Raw genomic sequence first — 13,727 nt, forward strand, 5'->3', positions numbered from 1 at the left:
GCTTGCCGAAACTGGCCCGCAGATCGGGATAGTCGCTGCCGGTCGAGGCGAGATCGCCCAGCTCGATTGCGCCGAAATGATATTGTTCGCCAGGTACGACGTCGAACCGGATGTTGGCGCCGGCTCCTGCCGGATCATCGCTGTCCGATGCCCCTACGGTGCGATAGATCTGGCCATCGTAATAGCCGTAGATGTCGAGCAGCTGGTTGAGCAGCTCTTCATCCTTCACCGCCCGCGCGTTGATCTGGGCAATGGTCGAATCGTCGCTTTCGAGCTCGACGATGCTCGATAGCGACTTGAAGCGTTCGAGGAACTCGGTTCCTTCGGGGAATTCGTCACCGCCCGCCGGGAAAACGAGGGTGAGCGTGTCGTTGACCTGGAATTCCTCGCCCGCCGCAACGATCGGCTCGACGATGCGATCGGATTGCGCTTCATCGAATGCCTCGGCCAGTTCGGGATCGGGGTCGACCGGATCGGGCAAGGCAAGTTCGAACGGCGGTTCGGGCCATTCGATGCTGATGTCCATATCGGGCAGCGGCGCCTCGGGATCGATTCCCGCTTCGGTTTCGGGCTCGCCCTCTGCACTGTTCGCCCAATCCTCGGGATTGTCGATCGCGCTGTCGGGGATGAGATTTTCGAGTTCCGCGTCGGTATCGCGATCCTGCGCCTGCGCCGGAGTGACGCCGAGGCCCAGCGCAATCAGCGCCGCGGCCAGCCAGGTCGTGCGAAAGCGGTCAGCCCTCGACGTGGAGCGGCGCGCCACCGCCGACGCCATCCTTGTTTTCACCTGGGAACATGAAGCTCTTGTCGCGGGGGCGGCAGGCATCGGCGATGAGCTCGGCCTGGCGCGTGTCGGACATCGGCTCCCATCCATTGGGGCCGAGCAGTTCGAGGGGGCGGAAGCGGACCTTGTATTGCATCCGCGAGGAGCCTTCGACCCAGTAGCCGAGATAGACATGAGGGAGCCCTTGCGCCCGAGCGCGGTCGATGTGATCGAGGATGATGTAGTTTCCAAGACCGCTGCGCTCTACGTGTTCCGGGTCGTAAAAACTATAGATCATCGACAGCCCGTCGCCCTGCCTGTCTGTGAGGCAGCATCCAACGAGCCTGCCCGGTACGACCCCGTCACCCGGCTCCCGATACTCGATGACATAGCTGGTCACCGGAGTATGTTCCACCATATCCGCGAAATCGACTTCGTCCATCGAATTCATGCCGCCGCCCGGATGCCGCGCCGAAAGATATTTCTGCAACAGGTCAAACTGTTCGGCGGTTGCCCATGGGCGGCATTCGCTCGCCACGAGATCCCGGTTGTCCTTTAGCGTACGCTTCTGGCTCGACGATGCCTTGAACTGGTCCGCCACCACCCGCACGGATACGCAGGCGCGGCAATCGAGGCATGACGGGCGATAGGCGACCGTCTGGCTGCGGCGAAAACCGATCCGGCCCAGCGCTTCGTTGAGCGCATCGGAATTGGGACCCGACAATTCGGTGAATACCTTGCGCTCGGTCTTGCCCGGCAAATAGGGGCACGGCGCAGGGCTTGTGACATAGAAGCGGGGAAAGCGAACCGGGGCCGTCACGATCGGATTTTGTCCTCGTCCTCTGTTCCTGTGCGAAGCATTCCCCCGCACGCTGCGTCACGATGTATGCAGACCATAATGGGACGTTAAAAGAGTCTTAACCAAGAAAAATTCGGAAATTGGCCGATTTTTCCCGATTCGACCGGCTCGACCCGGCAATCGTCCCAAATTGAGTCGCAATTCGACCGAGCGCTTCTGCGACGGTTGTCGTGCGATCAGTCGGGCCGCTGGTCGACTTCCACCCGGCTGACCTTGAAGCCTTCGTCGCGCAGGCGCTGGATCAGTCCGTCGAGCTGTTCGCGATCGCGCGCCTCGCATTCGACGTCGGTCATCGAATCCTTGGCCGGAAGCGCGGTGAAGACGCGGTGATGGATCACGTCGATGATGTTGACGTTGGCCTCGGCCACCAATTTCATCACGCGGAACAGTTCGCCCGGACGATCGGTCAGCATGATCCGCAACCGCGCGAAGCGGCCCTTGCGCACCAGATCGCGCAGCAGGACGTTTGCCAGCAGGCGGGTGTCGATATTGCCGCCGCAGATGGGGATCCCGACATTGCGACCGGCGAACTTTTCCTTGTGCTGCATCAATGCCGCCAGCCCGCTGGCGCCGGCCCCTTCGGCGACGGTCTTCTCGATCGTCAGCAGCAAGGCGATCGCGCTTTCGATCTGGCCTTCATCGACCAGCACGAGATCGTCGAGCAGGTCGGCTAGCACCTTGCGGGTGAAGCGGCCCGGCTCCTTGACCGCGATCCCCTCGGCGATCGAATCACCGCCGATCGGCAAGTCGGTGCCGTTGAGCGTGTTGTAGAGCGCGGGATAGAGCTGCGCTTCGACGCCCACGACCTCGATCCCCGGCTTCAGCGCCTTGGCCGCGGTCGCCATGCCAGAAGAAAGGCCGCCGCCACCGATCGGGATCGCCAGCATGTCGAGTTCGGGCGCGTCTTCGAGCATTTCGAGCGCGACCGTGCCCTGCCCCGATGCGACCGCCGGATCGTCGAACGGGTGGACGAAAGTGAGGTTGCGCTCCTTTTCCAGTTCAAGCGCATGCGCATAGGCTTCGTCGAAGGTCTCGCCGAAGAGTTCGACATTGCCGCCGACCATCTCGGTCTGGCGGATTTTGATCGTGGGCGTCGATTTGGGCATCACGATGGTGACCGGGATTTCCTGCCGCGTCCCGTGATAGCTGAGGCCCTGCGAGTGATTGCCGGCCGAGGCGGCGATAACTCCGCGCTTCGCTTCGGTCCGGTCGAGCTGGAGCAGCGCGTTCAGTGCGCCGCGCTCTTTGTAGCTGGCGGTGAATTGCTGGTTTTCGAATTTCAGCCAAACATTGGCGCCGGTAATCTCGCTCAGCGTGCGCGAATGGCGGGTCGGCGTGCGCACGACCTGCCCTTCGATCCGCTCGGCGGCGGCGCGGATGGTGTCGAGGGTCAAGCCTTCGTGCGAAGTGGCAGTCTGATCGGTCATGGCGGGCGGTTAGCGAAAAAAGGGATCGAGCGCCAATGCCGTCTTCCAAACGGTTGCAAGCGGGCCACAGGCAATGCAAAGCCGCGCCCGATGACCGACAGCAAGCGCATCTGTTTCCTGGGGCTGGGCACGATGGGCGGGCCGATGGCACGCCATCTCGCCTCCGCCGGGCACGAGGTAATCGTCTACAACCGCAGTGACGCGCGCGCCGATGCCTGGCTGGCGCAGGACGATAGCGGCGCGATCCGCGTCGACACGCCGGCCATGGGCGCCTCGGGCGCGGACGCGGTGATCGCCTGCGTGGGCCGCGATGCGGATGTGGAAGAGGTGTTCCTCGGTGCCGACGGCGCGCTTGCGGCAATGGACGACGGCGCCTTGCTGATCGACCACACCACCGTCTCGGCGCAACTCGCGCGCAGGCTGGCCGAGCAGGCATCGGCGAAGGCGGTCCATGCAATCGACGCCCCGGTCTCGGGCGGCCAGGCCGGCGCCGAACAGGGCAAGCTCGCGATCATGTGCGGAGGCAGCGAGGAAGCATTCGCGCTCGCCCGCCCGCTCATGCAGGCCTATTCCGCACGGATCGTCCATGTCGGCCCGCCCGGCGCAGGCCAGGCCGCCAAGATGGCCAACCAGATCTGCATTGCGGGCATCCTCGCCGGTCTGTCCGAAGCCGTCCGGTTCACGCAAGCGCAAGACATCGATCCCGACAAGGTGTTCGAGGCCATATCGGGCGGCGCGGCGCAGAGCTGGCAGATGGACAATCGCTGGGCCAGCATGATGGCAGGCGAATTCGACCACGGCTTCGCGATCGACTGGATGCGCAAGGATCTGAAACTGGCGCTCGACGAAGCCGACGCCGTCGGCGTGCCGCTCGCGGTGACCGCGCTGGTCGATCAGTTTTATGCCGAAATACAGGCGCTGGGTGGCGGCCGGCAGGATACGAGTGCGCTGGTCCGCCGGATCGCGCCGGGAACGGGTAAGCAGGAGTGAAGCGGTGAGAGTATTGCGGGTCGTATGGGCGGCGCTGGCCATGTGGGTGACGGGGTCGGTCGCGCAGGCCGATACCTTGTTCGACAATGTCCAGGGCATCACCCTCGATGAAGAGGGCAGGGTCGAACGCTTCGTCGCCGTGCTCGTTGGCAACGACGGCACGATCGAGCAAGTCTATCGCCGCGGCGAGGACTTGCCGCGCGACGTAGACTATCATGAAGACGGCCGCGGACGCGTGATGATGCCCGGCCTGTTCGATGCGCATGTCCATGTCATGGGCATCGGCTTTGGCGCGCTGACACTCGATCTGTCGCAGACCCGCTCGCTCGAGGAAGCGCAGGCTGCGATTGCCGCCTATGTCGCGGAAAACCCCGATCGACCGTGGATCCTCGGGCGCGGCTGGAACCAGGAATTGTGGGGCCTCGGCCGTTTCCCGACCGCTGCCGAACTCGATGCGGTAGTACCAGATCGCCCGGTCTGGCTCGAGCGGGTGGACGGGCATGCCGCCTGGGCGAACAGCAAGGCTCTCGAAATCGCCGGAATCACCGCCGACAGCGTCGCACCGACCGGCGGTCGCATCGAACGCCTGGCCGACGGCAAGACTCCCTCGGGCGTGTTCGTCGATGCGGCAATGGAACTCGTGCAGCAGGCGGTCATGCCGCCACGCCCGGTCGATCGCGACCTGGCACTGGTCGAAGCCCAGAAAATCCTGGCTGCGCAGGGCATCGTCGCCGTGGCCGACATGGGCACCACGATCGAGGACTGGCAGAGCTTCCGGCGCGCAGGCGATGCCGGTTCTCTCTACGTGCGGATCGTCAGCTACGCCGCCGGTATCGATAATATGGTTCTGATCGGAGGCCCCGGCCCCTCCCCCTGGCTTTACCAGGACCGTCTCAAACTCGCGGGGGTCAAACTCTATCTCGACGGCGCCCTCGGTTCGCGCGGCGCCTGGCTCAAGGAGCCTTACAGCGACGCACCGGGGCAGGCGGGCCTGCCGCTTCTCACCCCTGCACAATTGCGCAACCTCATGAGCCGCGCCGCGCTGAGTAAATTCCAGATTGCAGTTCACGCGATCGGGGATGCCGCCAATGCCGATGTGCTCAATGCGATCGACGATCTCGACGATACCTATGAGGGCGATCGCCGGTGGCGGATCGAGCACGCCCAGATCGTGGATCCGGCGGACCTTGCCCGGTTCGGCGCGCTCGATGTCATCACCTCGATGCAGCCGCTCCACCAGACTTCGGACATGTTCATGGCCGAAGCGCGCCTCGGGCCGGATCGGCTCGACGGGGCCTATGCCTGGAAGTCGATCCTCGAAGGCCGCGCAGTGCTGGCCTTCGGATCTGATGCTCCGGTCGAACCGGCCGATGCCTTTGCCGGTCTGGCGGTGGCAATGTCGCGGCAGAATGCGAACGGACAACCGTTCGGCGGCTGGCGCAGCGGCGAAGCATTGAACTTCGAGCAGGCGCTGGCGGGGTTCACCACCGGCGCTGCCTATGCCGCCTTCGCCGAAGATCGCCTGGGCCGTATTGCACCGGGATTGCGGGCGGATTTCCTGTTCGTCGATCGCGACCCGACGATGGCATCCCCCAGCCAGCTGCGAGACACACGCGTGCTCGAGACCTGGATCGGCGGAAGAAAAGTCTACGACGCCAGTGCGGCAAATTAGTCGCAATCTGACAGAGTTTGTCCGGACGCTTTACCTTCGGGAACAAGCATTATAGCCCTTTGTTCGAAGACATGGTGCCACGATGTTCTTCCGACTTTACAGGGAGGGAGTGACGGAGGGGCAACAGGCCGTAAACGAGTAAAATCAGGGCCGTTTTCACACTGTGGGTTGTTTCGTTAACTCGAATCGCCTATAGGTTCTTCTGAATGAGCTCAAAGGAGACTTTAGATATGAAATTCCGTTCCATTGCTGCCGCTGCTGCGGCGCTGACTCTCACGACCACGCCGGTTCTGGCGCAGGCCGACGCCAGCCGCACCGCTGCTCCGGCGCAGGCTTCGGAAGAAGGCTTCGGCTCGTCGAGCATCTTGCTCGTTCTCGCCGTCGTCGCGTTCGGCGTTGGCATCTACGCTCTCGTCGACAACGACGACGACGCTCCCGTCAGCCCGTAATATTTGCTGACCTACAGTATTTTGAAAGCGGGGCCTTCGAGCCCCGCTTTTTTTATGCCTGTTTCATTTACGTCACAAAAATTACGACGCCACCATCGCGCGCAGCGTGATCACCATCATATTTCGACGGCTTGTCGTAGTGGACTGAACGATTGTGCATCCAGCACACACAGACAACACTTGAGCGCATGTTAAGGACATTTTTACCTCTTTATTGGTTTAACGTACGAACCCCAAATAAATGGAGGGAAAATGACTATCATCAAAAATACGCTCGCTGGCGTTTCTGCAGCAATGTTGGTTGCTTCGCCCGTAATGGCTCAGGTCCAGGCTGACCGGACTGCTGCACCCGCCGAGGATGGCGAGCAGCTGTTCGGTGGCAACATCCTGCTCAGCCTTCTTGCGGTCGCCGCAGTCGTGGCCGGCATCGTCGTGATCGCCGATGACGACGACGAGCCTGTCAGCCCGTAAGCCGTACAGCTTATCGAATTTGAAAAGCGGGGCCTTCGAGCCCCGCTTTTTATACCGTTTTGGATCGACAATTGGTCCAGACTGAATTGTGCGCGGGCGTGTCTTTATCGCAAACGAGTTCTGGTACATCCTTCTTTCACCAGAACCGCGTGCGGTTTTCGCATTTCGGCCACCCGGCACGGCAATGCCACGCTTGACCGCAAGTTGGAGGCATTCTAAGCCGCCAGAGCGTTTAATCGACATGCCCACAACAACTGGAGGGAAAATGACTATTCTTAAGAACACTTTTGCCGGTGCCGCTGCAGCCATGCTGATCGCATCGCCGGTAATGGCCCAGGCCGATCGTACCGCTGCTCCCGCTGAAGCGGGTGAGCAGGGCTTCGGTGGCGGTCCGCTTCTCGGCCTCGCCGTATTTGCTGCGATCGTCACTGCGATCGTTCTGGTCGCCGACAGCGACGACGAGCCTGTCAGCCCGTAAGCGGTTGGACATTGAAGACTTTTAGAAAGCGGGGCCTCAGTGCCCCGCTTTTTTTATTTCAAGGGGATTCTTCCGAGGCAATGGACGCGTCTTCCCGCGCCTGCTTCGCTTTGCGACGTTCGGACAGCCGCATGAGCAGTAGCGAGCCCTCGAACAGGATCAGTAGCGGCACCGCCAGCAGAACCTGCGAAAACACGTCCGGCGGCGTCACGATCGCCGCGAGGGCTACGATCCCGACGATCACGTAACGCCGTGCCCGGGCCAGCTGCGCGCGTTCGACTATGCCAGCCCGATTGAGCAGTAGCAGCAGGACCGGCAACAGGAAGCTCAACCCGAAAACGATGATGAAGCGCATGACCAGCGCAAGATATTCGCCCACGGCGGGCAGCGCTTCGACCGTCAGCCCGCCGCGCTCGCCCTGGAAGCTGAGAAAATACTCGAACGCGGTCGGCATGACCACGAAATAGGCCAAAGATGCGCCCGACAGGAACAGGATCGGCGTCGCCAGCAGGAAAGGCAGGAACGCCTTCTTCTCGCGCGCATAGAGCCCCGGGGCCACGAACGACCATAATTGGTTTGCGATAAACGGGAAGGACAGCAGGAAGCCTGCAAACAGTGCCACCTTGATGTCGACGAAGAACTGTTCGTAGAGCTTGGTGAAGATCAGCTGGCCCTGGCCATCGGGAAACGCCTTGGTCAGCGGCAAGACCAGCCAACCGAAAATTATGTCGGCAAAGGGCAGGCAAATCGCGAAACCCGCCGCAAGGAACACCAACGCTCGCACCAACCGGCTGCGCAGCTCGGTCAGGTGTTCGACCAGCGGAGCCTGCGTCTCGTCGAGATCGTCGATCAGCGCCATCAGCCCTTCCCCTCGCCAAACGGCAACTGGGGCAGTTCCGATGCCGGGGGCAATTCGTCCGAATCGTGAGCTTTCGGCTCACCCGAAGGCGCGTCCGATTCGGCGGGCGGCGCGAGCGGGCGCATTTCAGGTTCTTCGGCGCTTTGTGTATGAGGCCGCATGCTGGGTTCGAACTCGGCGATGTCCGCCGCCGCATCTGGATGCTCGCGCATGATGCGTTCGTTCTGCGCCTTCCACTCCTTTTCCATGTCGTCCATCTCCGCCTCGCGGATCATGGTATCGATCCCCGAGCGGACATGGTTCGACATGCGCCGCATCTTGCCCATCCAGCGCCCTGCCTGACGCAGAGCGGCAGGCATGTCCTTGGGACCGATGACGGCCACCGCGACGACGATGATGATCAGGATTTCGGACGCGCCGATATCGAACATGGGGTTGTCCGCCGGGCGTGTTTAGCGCACGTCCTTGGGGGCGTCCCTGGCTTCTGTCGACGCCGGCGTCGGCGGCACGGCGCCTTCGGCGGCATTCGGCGGCGGGATCTGCCGGGTCGGTTCGGACGGCTTGTCCTCGTCGGCCATGCCGTCCTTGAAGCTCTTCACGCCCTTGCCGAAATCGCCCATCATTTCCGAAATCTTGCCGCGCCCGAACAGGACGAGGATGACGAGCGCAATGATGATAAGCTGGACAGGTCCGAGGGACATGGGAATTTCCTTGTTGGTTCGCCCACCGTTATAGGCGCTTGGAACGCTATTCGCCAGCCGTCTCGGTATTGTCGAAATCCGAAGCGACGTGCTCGTCTTGGTCTTCCGCCTCTGCCTCGCCCTCTCCGTCGAAATCGAGCGCTTCCATCGCCTCGTCGACCGGATCGAGCAGGCCTGCAGCGCGCAAATCGTCGATGCCCGGCAAGTCGCGGCGCGATTCGAGCCCGAAATGGACGAGGAAATCGGGCGTCGTGAGATAAGTCAGCGGGCGGCCCGGCACTTCGCGGCGCGGGCCCATCCGCACCCAGCCTGCTTCCATCAGCACGTCGAGCGTCCCGGCGCTCGTCTGGACGCCACGAATCGATTCGATTTCGCCGCGGGTGACCGGTTCGTGATAGGCGATGATCGCGAGCACTTCGGTCGCCGCGCGCGACAGGCGTCGCACCTGCTCCTTCTCGCGCCGCAGCAGATGCGCCAAATCGGGCGCGGTCTGGAAGAACCAGCGCTTGCCGCGCTCGACAAGACGTATGCCCCGTGTCTCATAGTGTTTTTGCAATACATCAAGCGCATGATTGACGTCTGCATCGCCCAGATGGGCGGAGATTTCGGCCGGCGTCATCGGCTCCTCGCTGGCGAACAAGGTCGCTTCCACCGCGCGAACCAGTTCGTCCGGAGCGCTCATGCGGCCTGCTTGCCCCCGCGCATCGCCCGCAATCGCAGCGGCCCGAAAATCTCGTCCTGCGCGATCTCCGCCTTGCCCATCCGCGCGAGTTCGAGCGCCGCGACGAAGCTCGAGGCCAGCGCCGATTTCTGGAGTTGGGGGTTGGCATGATCGGGCAGAAAATCGCGGATTTCTATCCACTTGACGCTCACACCAAGCATCGAGCTGACTCGCGAGAGCGCGCTGTCGAGCGTCATCACCATCCGCTCGCGCACCATGTGGATCGCGGGCGCGGTGCGTGCCTTGACCTGCCCGTAGGCCTGCACAAGAGCGTAGCTATCGCATTTCCAGCGATGCTTCTTGTCGATCCGTAGCCCTTCGGGATTGCCGCGCAGAAACGTATCGCGCCCGATCCGGTCGCCGCCCATCAGCCGTGCCGCCGCATCGCGCATCGCCGCCAGCCGCTGGAGCCGCAATTGCAGCCGCAAAGCGAGCTCCTCGGCAGACGGCTCTTCCTGCTCGTCCTTCGGCAGCAACAACGCGGATTTGAGATAGGCCAGCCAGGCCGCCATCACGAGGTAATCGGCTGCAAGCTCGAGCCGCAGCGCCTCGGCCTGGTCGATATAATCGAGATACTGTTCGACCAGGGCGAGGATCGAAATGTTGCGCAGATCCACCTTCTGTCGCCGCGCGAGATCGAGCAGCAGGTCGAGCGGCCCTTCCCAACCGTCGAGTTCGAGATAGAGCGCATCGTCGGGCGTCGGACCCGACGCGACCCCATCCCAGTCATCCGCACCCTCGGGCGTTTCGACCGTCAGACCTTCGAGCAGATCGCTCATGCCGGAAGCGCCGCTGCATCGATCAGCGCATCACGCTTGGCGATCAGCTCGCTGCGCAGCTGCGGCGAGCCCTTGGTCAGATCGGTAACCGCCAGCGCGCGTTCGAGCCGCGCTGCCCCAGTCTCGCCCAGCGTACCGCACCGCTCGGCAATGCCTTGCATATCGTCCATTTTCGCCCAGCAATTGAGCACAAGGTCGCACCCGGCCTCGAGTGCCTTGACCGAACGTTCGGCGATCGGACCGTCGAGCGCCTGCATGTCGATATCGTCGGTCAGGAGCAGGCCGTCGAACCCGATACCTCCACGAATGATGTCCGCGATGACCGTCGGCGATTGGGTGGCCGGCCGTTCTGCATCCCATGCTTCGAACACGAGATGGCAGGTCATGCCGATCGGATAATCGGCCAGCGCGCGGAACGGTGCGAGATCGCTGTCGAGCGCTTCCTCGCTCGCCGAGACGCGCGGCAATTCCTTGTGCGAATCGGCCACCGCCCGCCCGTGCCCGGGAATATGCTTGATGCAGCCCGCCACTCCGGCGCGATCGAACCCGTCGAGAATCGCGCGACCGAGCGCCGCGACACGCATCGGATCATGGCCGAGAGCGCGGTCGCCGATCACGTCGTGCGCCCCCTCCTGCCGAACATCGAGCGAGGGGTGGCAATCGACCGTGATCCCGGCCTCGGTCAGATCGAGCCCCAGCGCTTCGGCGTTCGCGCGCGCCGCCTCGATCGCGCTAGCGGGCGCAACCTGGTAGAGTCGATCGAACACCTCACCCGGCGGATAGGCAGCCCAGACCGGCGGCTTCATCCGCGCGACCCGTCCACCCTCCTGATCGATGCAAATGAAGAGTTTTTCGCGGCCCATGAGCGCGCGCAGATCGTCGGTAAGCGCGCGCAGTTGTTCGCGACTTTCGACATTGCGGCCGAACAGGATGTAACCGGCCGGATCGGCCTCGCGGAAGAAATCGCGCTCCGAATCGGTCAGCGTGGGTCCGCTCATGCCGAATATTGCGGGTGTCATTGAAGAAATGTGCGCCTCGCATGCGTAAATGCGCAAGCAGTCGAGCGACGGGAAGTGTGGAAAGCGAGTCCGGACGAAGCTTGCGCGTCCGGGTGCAAAGTGGCCCGGCGCACCGCCGTACCAGTCACTACTCGATCACGCGGCAATCGATCCCCATCCCGCGCAATTCACCGCACAGCGAGTTTGCGCCCGCCGCATTCGGCGCCAGCGCCTGGAGACGGAAGACGGTGCCGATATCGGAACGCGCTTCCTCGATCCGGTGCTGGCGGCTCTTGAGCGGCTCGCGAGCGGAGATCAGGTCCCACGCCTGTTCGGCACGGCTGCGCGTGCGATAGGCGCCGATCTGGACGGCAACGCCACTCGCCGGCGTGGCGCTTGGCGTAGGCGCGGACGATGCGACTCCACCATCGCCGCCCTCGCCCGCAAGCTGGGCCTGCGTGCTCTGACCCTCGGCGGCGGTGGGAGCGCTGTCGCCCGTCCGCTCGAACTCGCGCCCTCCGCGATCCTCGGGCCGGATCTTGTACGGTCCTTCGGGTGCAGCGATCACTTCCCCGGCAGCCGTAGCCGAGGGATCGCCGGTTGCGCGGGTAAAATACCAGATCGCCGCCACCGCCAGCAGCATAAGTCCCACAAGGACGAGCGAGAAAGTCACGATCCGCCGCGTGTCGAACGAATCGTCCTCTTCCTCCTCCAGCCCGCTCTCGAGCCATGGAAGGCTCCGCTCTTCCTCGAGCGCGAGGCGATCGTCATTTCCAAAGGCGGCGTCGGACATGGTCGCGAATTCCTAAAGCTCGTCCACGGCCTCCACGCCGAGGATGGCGAGACCGTTGCGAATTACCTGCCCGATCCGCTCGGCAAGGAAAAGCCTGGCCGCAGTGATTTCCGCATCATCGGCAACGATGATCCGGAGCTCGGGCCGATCGTTGCCCAGGTTCCAGAAACTGTGGAATTCGGCCGCGAGGTCCTGGAGGAAAAAGGCGATCCGGTGCGGCTCACGCGCCTTGGCCGCGCTTTCGACCACGCGCGGGAATTGCGCCGCCGTCTTCGCCAGCGCGAGTTCTTCCGGCCCCAATCGATCGAGCCCGGTAGCACTCGGCTCGACCCCCGCCTTGCGCAGGGTCGAGGCGATCCGCGCGTGGGCGTATTGCACGTAGAAGACCGGATTGTCCTTCGACGCTTCGACCACCTTGGCGAAATCGAATTCCATCTGCGCATCGGGCTTGCGGGTGAGCATGGTGAAGCGCACCACGTCCTTGCCCACTTCGCGCACCACATCCGCCAGCGTCACGAATGTGCCCGCGCGCTTCGACATCTTTACCGGCTCGCCATCGCGCAACAATTGCACCATCTGCACCAGCTTGACGTCGAACGGCACGTTGCGGCCCGAGCCTTCGGTCAGCGCTGCGACCGCGGCCTTGATCCGCTTGACCGTGCCGGCATGGTCCGCGCCCCAGATATCGATCAGGGCGTCGGCGTTTTCGGCCTTCTGGAAGTGATAGGCGAGATCGGCGCCGAAATAGGTCCACTTTCCGTCGGATTTCTTGATCGGGCGATCCTGGTCGTCGCCGAACTTCGTCGCCCGGAACAGCGGCAATTCGACCGGCTCCCAATCGTCGAGCGTCTTGCCCTTGGGCGCTTCGAGCACACCGTCATAGACGAGATCGTGTTCGCGCAGCCACGCTTCGGCAGCTTCGGGCTTACCCTCGGCCTGCAATTCGGCCTCAGAGGAAAACAGGTCGTGTTCGATACCCAGGAGCGCGAGGTCGGCCTTGATCAGTTCGATCATCCGCTCGACCGCAAAACCGCGGAAGAGGGTGAGCCACTCGCTCTCGGGCGCATCCTTGTACATGTCGCCGAAACGCTGTGCAGCCGCTGCACCAACGGGTTTGAGGTATTCGCCCGGATAGAACCCTTCGGGAATGTCGCCGATATCCTCGCCCAGCGCTTCGCGATAACGCAGGTGCGTGGAGCGAGCGAGCGTATCGACCTGGCTGCCAGCGTCGTTGACGTAATATTCGCGCGTAACCTCGTGCCCGGCGAATTCGAGCAATCCGGCCAGCGCATCGCCGACCACCGCACCGCGGCAATGGCCCATATGCATCGGGCCGGTGGGGTTGGCCGAGACATATTCGATATTGACCCGCGTGCCCTCGCCCATGGACGATTGGCCATAGCGGTCGCCCAAGGCATCGATTGCGCGCAATTCGTCGCGCCACACCGCATCGGTCAGCCGCAGATTGATGAAGCCCGGGCCGGCGATGTCGACCGTCTCGATCCCCTCGACCTTGCGCAATTCGTCGGCCAGCGCCTCTGCCAGGGCGCGGGGATTGGTCTTGGCAGGCTTGGCCAGCACCATGGCGGCATTGGTCGCCAGATCGCCGTGCGACGGATCGCGCGGCGGCTCGACCGCGACATTGCGGCGATCGATCCCGGCCGGCAGCGTGCCTGCCGTTTCGAGCGCATCGAGGGCACGGGACACATGCGCGGCCATCGCCGCGTGAAGGGTATCTGTCAGGGTCATCGGTCTAGTAGGTTCAGG

16 protein-coding genes are annotated in these 13,727 nt (G+C 63.2%); 6 read left to right on the forward strand and 10 right to left on the reverse strand.

The window, feature by feature from the left end; all coding sequences use genetic code 11:
- Positions 1 to 424 precede the first annotated feature (424 nt).
- On the forward strand, positions 425 to 799 hold the full coding sequence (locus GRI68_RS14025) for a hypothetical protein (RefSeq protein WP_407643339.1): 375 nt from the start codon (positions 425 to 427) through the stop codon (positions 797 to 799).
- Here GRI68_RS14025 and GRI68_RS08170 read toward each other — a convergent pair.
- Both GRI68_RS08170 and GRI68_RS08175 read right to left on the reverse strand, forming a co-directional pair.
- Positions 735 to 1,583, reverse strand: a complete 849-nt coding sequence (locus GRI68_RS08170) for an arginyltransferase (protein ID WP_160616795.1) — start codon at positions 1,581 to 1,583, stop codon at positions 735 to 737. The genes GRI68_RS14025 and GRI68_RS08170 overlap by 65 nt on opposite strands.
- A gap of 215 nt (positions 1,584 to 1,798) precedes the next feature.
- Positions 1,799 to 3,049 (reverse strand): threonine ammonia-lyase, encoded by a 1,251-nt coding sequence (locus GRI68_RS08175; RefSeq protein ID WP_160616796.1) that lies wholly within the window; start codon positions 3,047 to 3,049, stop codon positions 1,799 to 1,801.
- Between the two features lie 90 nt (positions 3,050 to 3,139).
- Here GRI68_RS08175 and GRI68_RS08180 point away from each other — a divergent pair, with 90 nt between their 5' ends.
- From GRI68_RS08180 to GRI68_RS08200, 5 genes are all read left to right on the forward strand, one after another.
- Positions 3,140 to 4,039 (forward strand): NAD(P)-dependent oxidoreductase, encoded by a 900-nt coding sequence (locus GRI68_RS08180; protein WP_160616797.1) that lies wholly within the window; start codon positions 3,140 to 3,142, stop codon positions 4,037 to 4,039.
- A 40-nt stretch (positions 4,040 to 4,079) separates the two neighbouring features.
- Positions 4,080 to 5,711 carry an amidohydrolase gene (locus tag GRI68_RS08185; RefSeq protein WP_160617901.1) on the forward strand — a complete coding sequence of 544 codons (1,632 nt, stop codon included), beginning with the start codon at positions 4,080 to 4,082 and terminating at the stop codon, positions 5,709 to 5,711.
- A gap of 230 nt (positions 5,712 to 5,941) precedes the next feature.
- Positions 5,942 to 6,160 (forward strand): hypothetical protein, encoded by a 219-nt coding sequence (locus GRI68_RS08190; RefSeq protein WP_160616798.1) that lies wholly within the window; start codon positions 5,942 to 5,944, stop codon positions 6,158 to 6,160.
- Positions 6,161 to 6,412: 252 nt separating this feature from the next.
- Positions 6,413 to 6,631 (forward strand): hypothetical protein, encoded by a 219-nt coding sequence (locus GRI68_RS08195; protein WP_160616799.1) that lies wholly within the window; start codon positions 6,413 to 6,415, stop codon positions 6,629 to 6,631.
- Positions 6,632 to 6,896: 265 nt separating this feature from the next.
- Positions 6,897 to 7,109: a hypothetical protein gene (locus tag GRI68_RS08200; RefSeq protein ID WP_199799735.1), complete on the forward strand. Its 213-nt coding sequence runs from the start codon at positions 6,897 to 6,899 to the stop codon at positions 7,107 to 7,109.
- A gap of 58 nt (positions 7,110 to 7,167) precedes the next feature.
- Here GRI68_RS08200 and tatC read toward each other — a convergent pair whose 3' ends face one another.
- The 8 genes from tatC to argS form a co-directional block, all read right to left on the reverse strand.
- On the reverse strand, positions 7,168 to 7,968 hold the full coding sequence (tatC, locus tag GRI68_RS08205) for a twin-arginine translocase subunit TatC (RefSeq protein WP_199799736.1): 801 nt from the start codon (positions 7,966 to 7,968) through the stop codon (positions 7,168 to 7,170).
- Entirely contained in the window at positions 7,968 to 8,399 is a 432-nt protein-coding gene (gene tatB, locus GRI68_RS08210; protein WP_160616800.1) for a Sec-independent protein translocase protein TatB, read from the reverse strand. Before tatB ends, tatC begins: the two co-directional genes overlap by 1 nt.
- A 21-nt stretch (positions 8,400 to 8,420) precedes the next feature.
- Positions 8,421 to 8,669, reverse strand: a complete 249-nt coding sequence (gene tatA, locus GRI68_RS08215) for a twin-arginine translocase TatA/TatE family subunit (RefSeq protein ID WP_160616801.1) — start codon at positions 8,667 to 8,669, stop codon at positions 8,421 to 8,423.
- A 46-nt stretch (positions 8,670 to 8,715) separates the two neighbouring features.
- A complete protein-coding gene (gene scpB, locus GRI68_RS08220; RefSeq protein WP_160616802.1) occupies positions 8,716 to 9,351 on the reverse strand; it encodes an SMC-Scp complex subunit ScpB in 636 nt (211 codons plus the stop codon).
- A complete protein-coding gene (locus tag GRI68_RS08225) occupies positions 9,348 to 10,169 on the reverse strand; it encodes a segregation and condensation protein A (protein WP_160616803.1) in 822 nt (273 codons plus the stop codon). Before GRI68_RS08225 ends, scpB begins: the two co-directional genes overlap by 4 nt.
- Entirely contained in the window at positions 10,166 to 11,188 is a 1,023-nt protein-coding gene (gene nagZ, locus GRI68_RS08230; protein ID WP_160616804.1) for a beta-N-acetylhexosaminidase, read from the reverse strand. Before nagZ ends, GRI68_RS08225 begins: the two co-directional genes overlap by 4 nt.
- Positions 11,189 to 11,315: 127 nt before the next feature.
- Positions 11,316 to 11,960 carry an SPOR domain-containing protein gene (locus GRI68_RS08235; RefSeq protein ID WP_160616805.1) on the reverse strand — a complete coding sequence of 215 codons (645 nt, stop codon included), beginning with the start codon at positions 11,958 to 11,960 and terminating at the stop codon, positions 11,316 to 11,318.
- Positions 11,961 to 11,972: 12 nt separating this feature from the next.
- The gene (argS, locus tag GRI68_RS08240; protein ID WP_160616806.1) at positions 11,973 to 13,709 is read right to left on the reverse strand and encodes an arginine--tRNA ligase; all 1,737 of its coding nucleotides are present in this window, start codon (positions 13,707 to 13,709) and stop codon (positions 11,973 to 11,975) included.
- Positions 13,710 to 13,727: the final 18 nt, after the last annotated feature.

Origin of the sequence: Alteriqipengyuania halimionae (genome assembly GCF_009827575.1) — a bacterium.
In the GTDB taxonomy this organism is placed as follows: Bacteria; Pseudomonadota; Alphaproteobacteria; order Sphingomonadales; family Sphingomonadaceae; genus Alteriqipengyuania_A; species Alteriqipengyuania_A halimionae.

Excerpts from the sequence above, each read along its gene's own strand:
- GRI68_RS08175 (WP_160616796.1), bottom strand. The coding sequence starts at position 3,049 with ATGACCGATCAGACTGCCACTTCGCACGAAGGCTTGACCCTCGACACC.
- GRI68_RS08180 (WP_160616797.1), top strand. The coding sequence starts at position 3,140 with ATGACCGACAGCAAGCGCATCTGTTTCCTGGGGCTGGGCACGATGGGC.
- GRI68_RS08185 (WP_160617901.1), top strand. The coding sequence starts at position 4,080 with ATGTGGGTGACGGGGTCGGTCGCGCAGGCCGATACCTTGTTCGACAAT.
- GRI68_RS08190 (WP_160616798.1), top strand. The coding sequence starts at position 5,942 with ATGAAATTCCGTTCCATTGCTGCCGCTGCTGCGGCGCTGACTCTCACG.
- GRI68_RS08195 (WP_160616799.1), top strand. The coding sequence starts at position 6,413 with ATGACTATCATCAAAAATACGCTCGCTGGCGTTTCTGCAGCAATGTTG.
- GRI68_RS08200 (WP_199799735.1), top strand. The coding sequence starts at position 6,897 with ATGACTATTCTTAAGAACACTTTTGCCGGTGCCGCTGCAGCCATGCTG.
- tatC (WP_199799736.1), bottom strand. The coding sequence starts at position 7,968 with ATGGCGCTGATCGACGATCTCGACGAGACGCAGGCTCCGCTGGTCGAA.
- tatB (WP_160616800.1), bottom strand. The coding sequence starts at position 8,399 with ATGTTCGATATCGGCGCGTCCGAAATCCTGATCATCATCGTCGTCGCG.
- tatA (WP_160616801.1), bottom strand. The coding sequence starts at position 8,669 with ATGTCCCTCGGACCTGTCCAGCTTATCATCATTGCGCTCGTCATCCTC.
- scpB (WP_160616802.1), bottom strand. The coding sequence starts at position 9,351 with ATGAGCGCTCCGGACGAACTGGTTCGCGCGGTGGAAGCGACCTTGTTC.
- GRI68_RS08225 (WP_160616803.1), bottom strand. The coding sequence starts at position 10,169 with ATGAGCGATCTGCTCGAAGGTCTGACGGTCGAAACGCCCGAGGGTGCG.
- nagZ (WP_160616804.1), bottom strand. The coding sequence starts at position 11,188 with ATGACACCCGCAATATTCGGCATGAGCGGACCCACGCTGACCGATTCG.
- GRI68_RS08235 (WP_160616805.1), bottom strand. The coding sequence starts at position 11,960 with ATGTCCGACGCCGCCTTTGGAAATGACGATCGCCTCGCGCTCGAGGAA.
- argS (WP_160616806.1), bottom strand. The coding sequence starts at position 13,709 with ATGACCCTGACAGATACCCTTCACGCGGCGATGGCCGCGCATGTGTCC.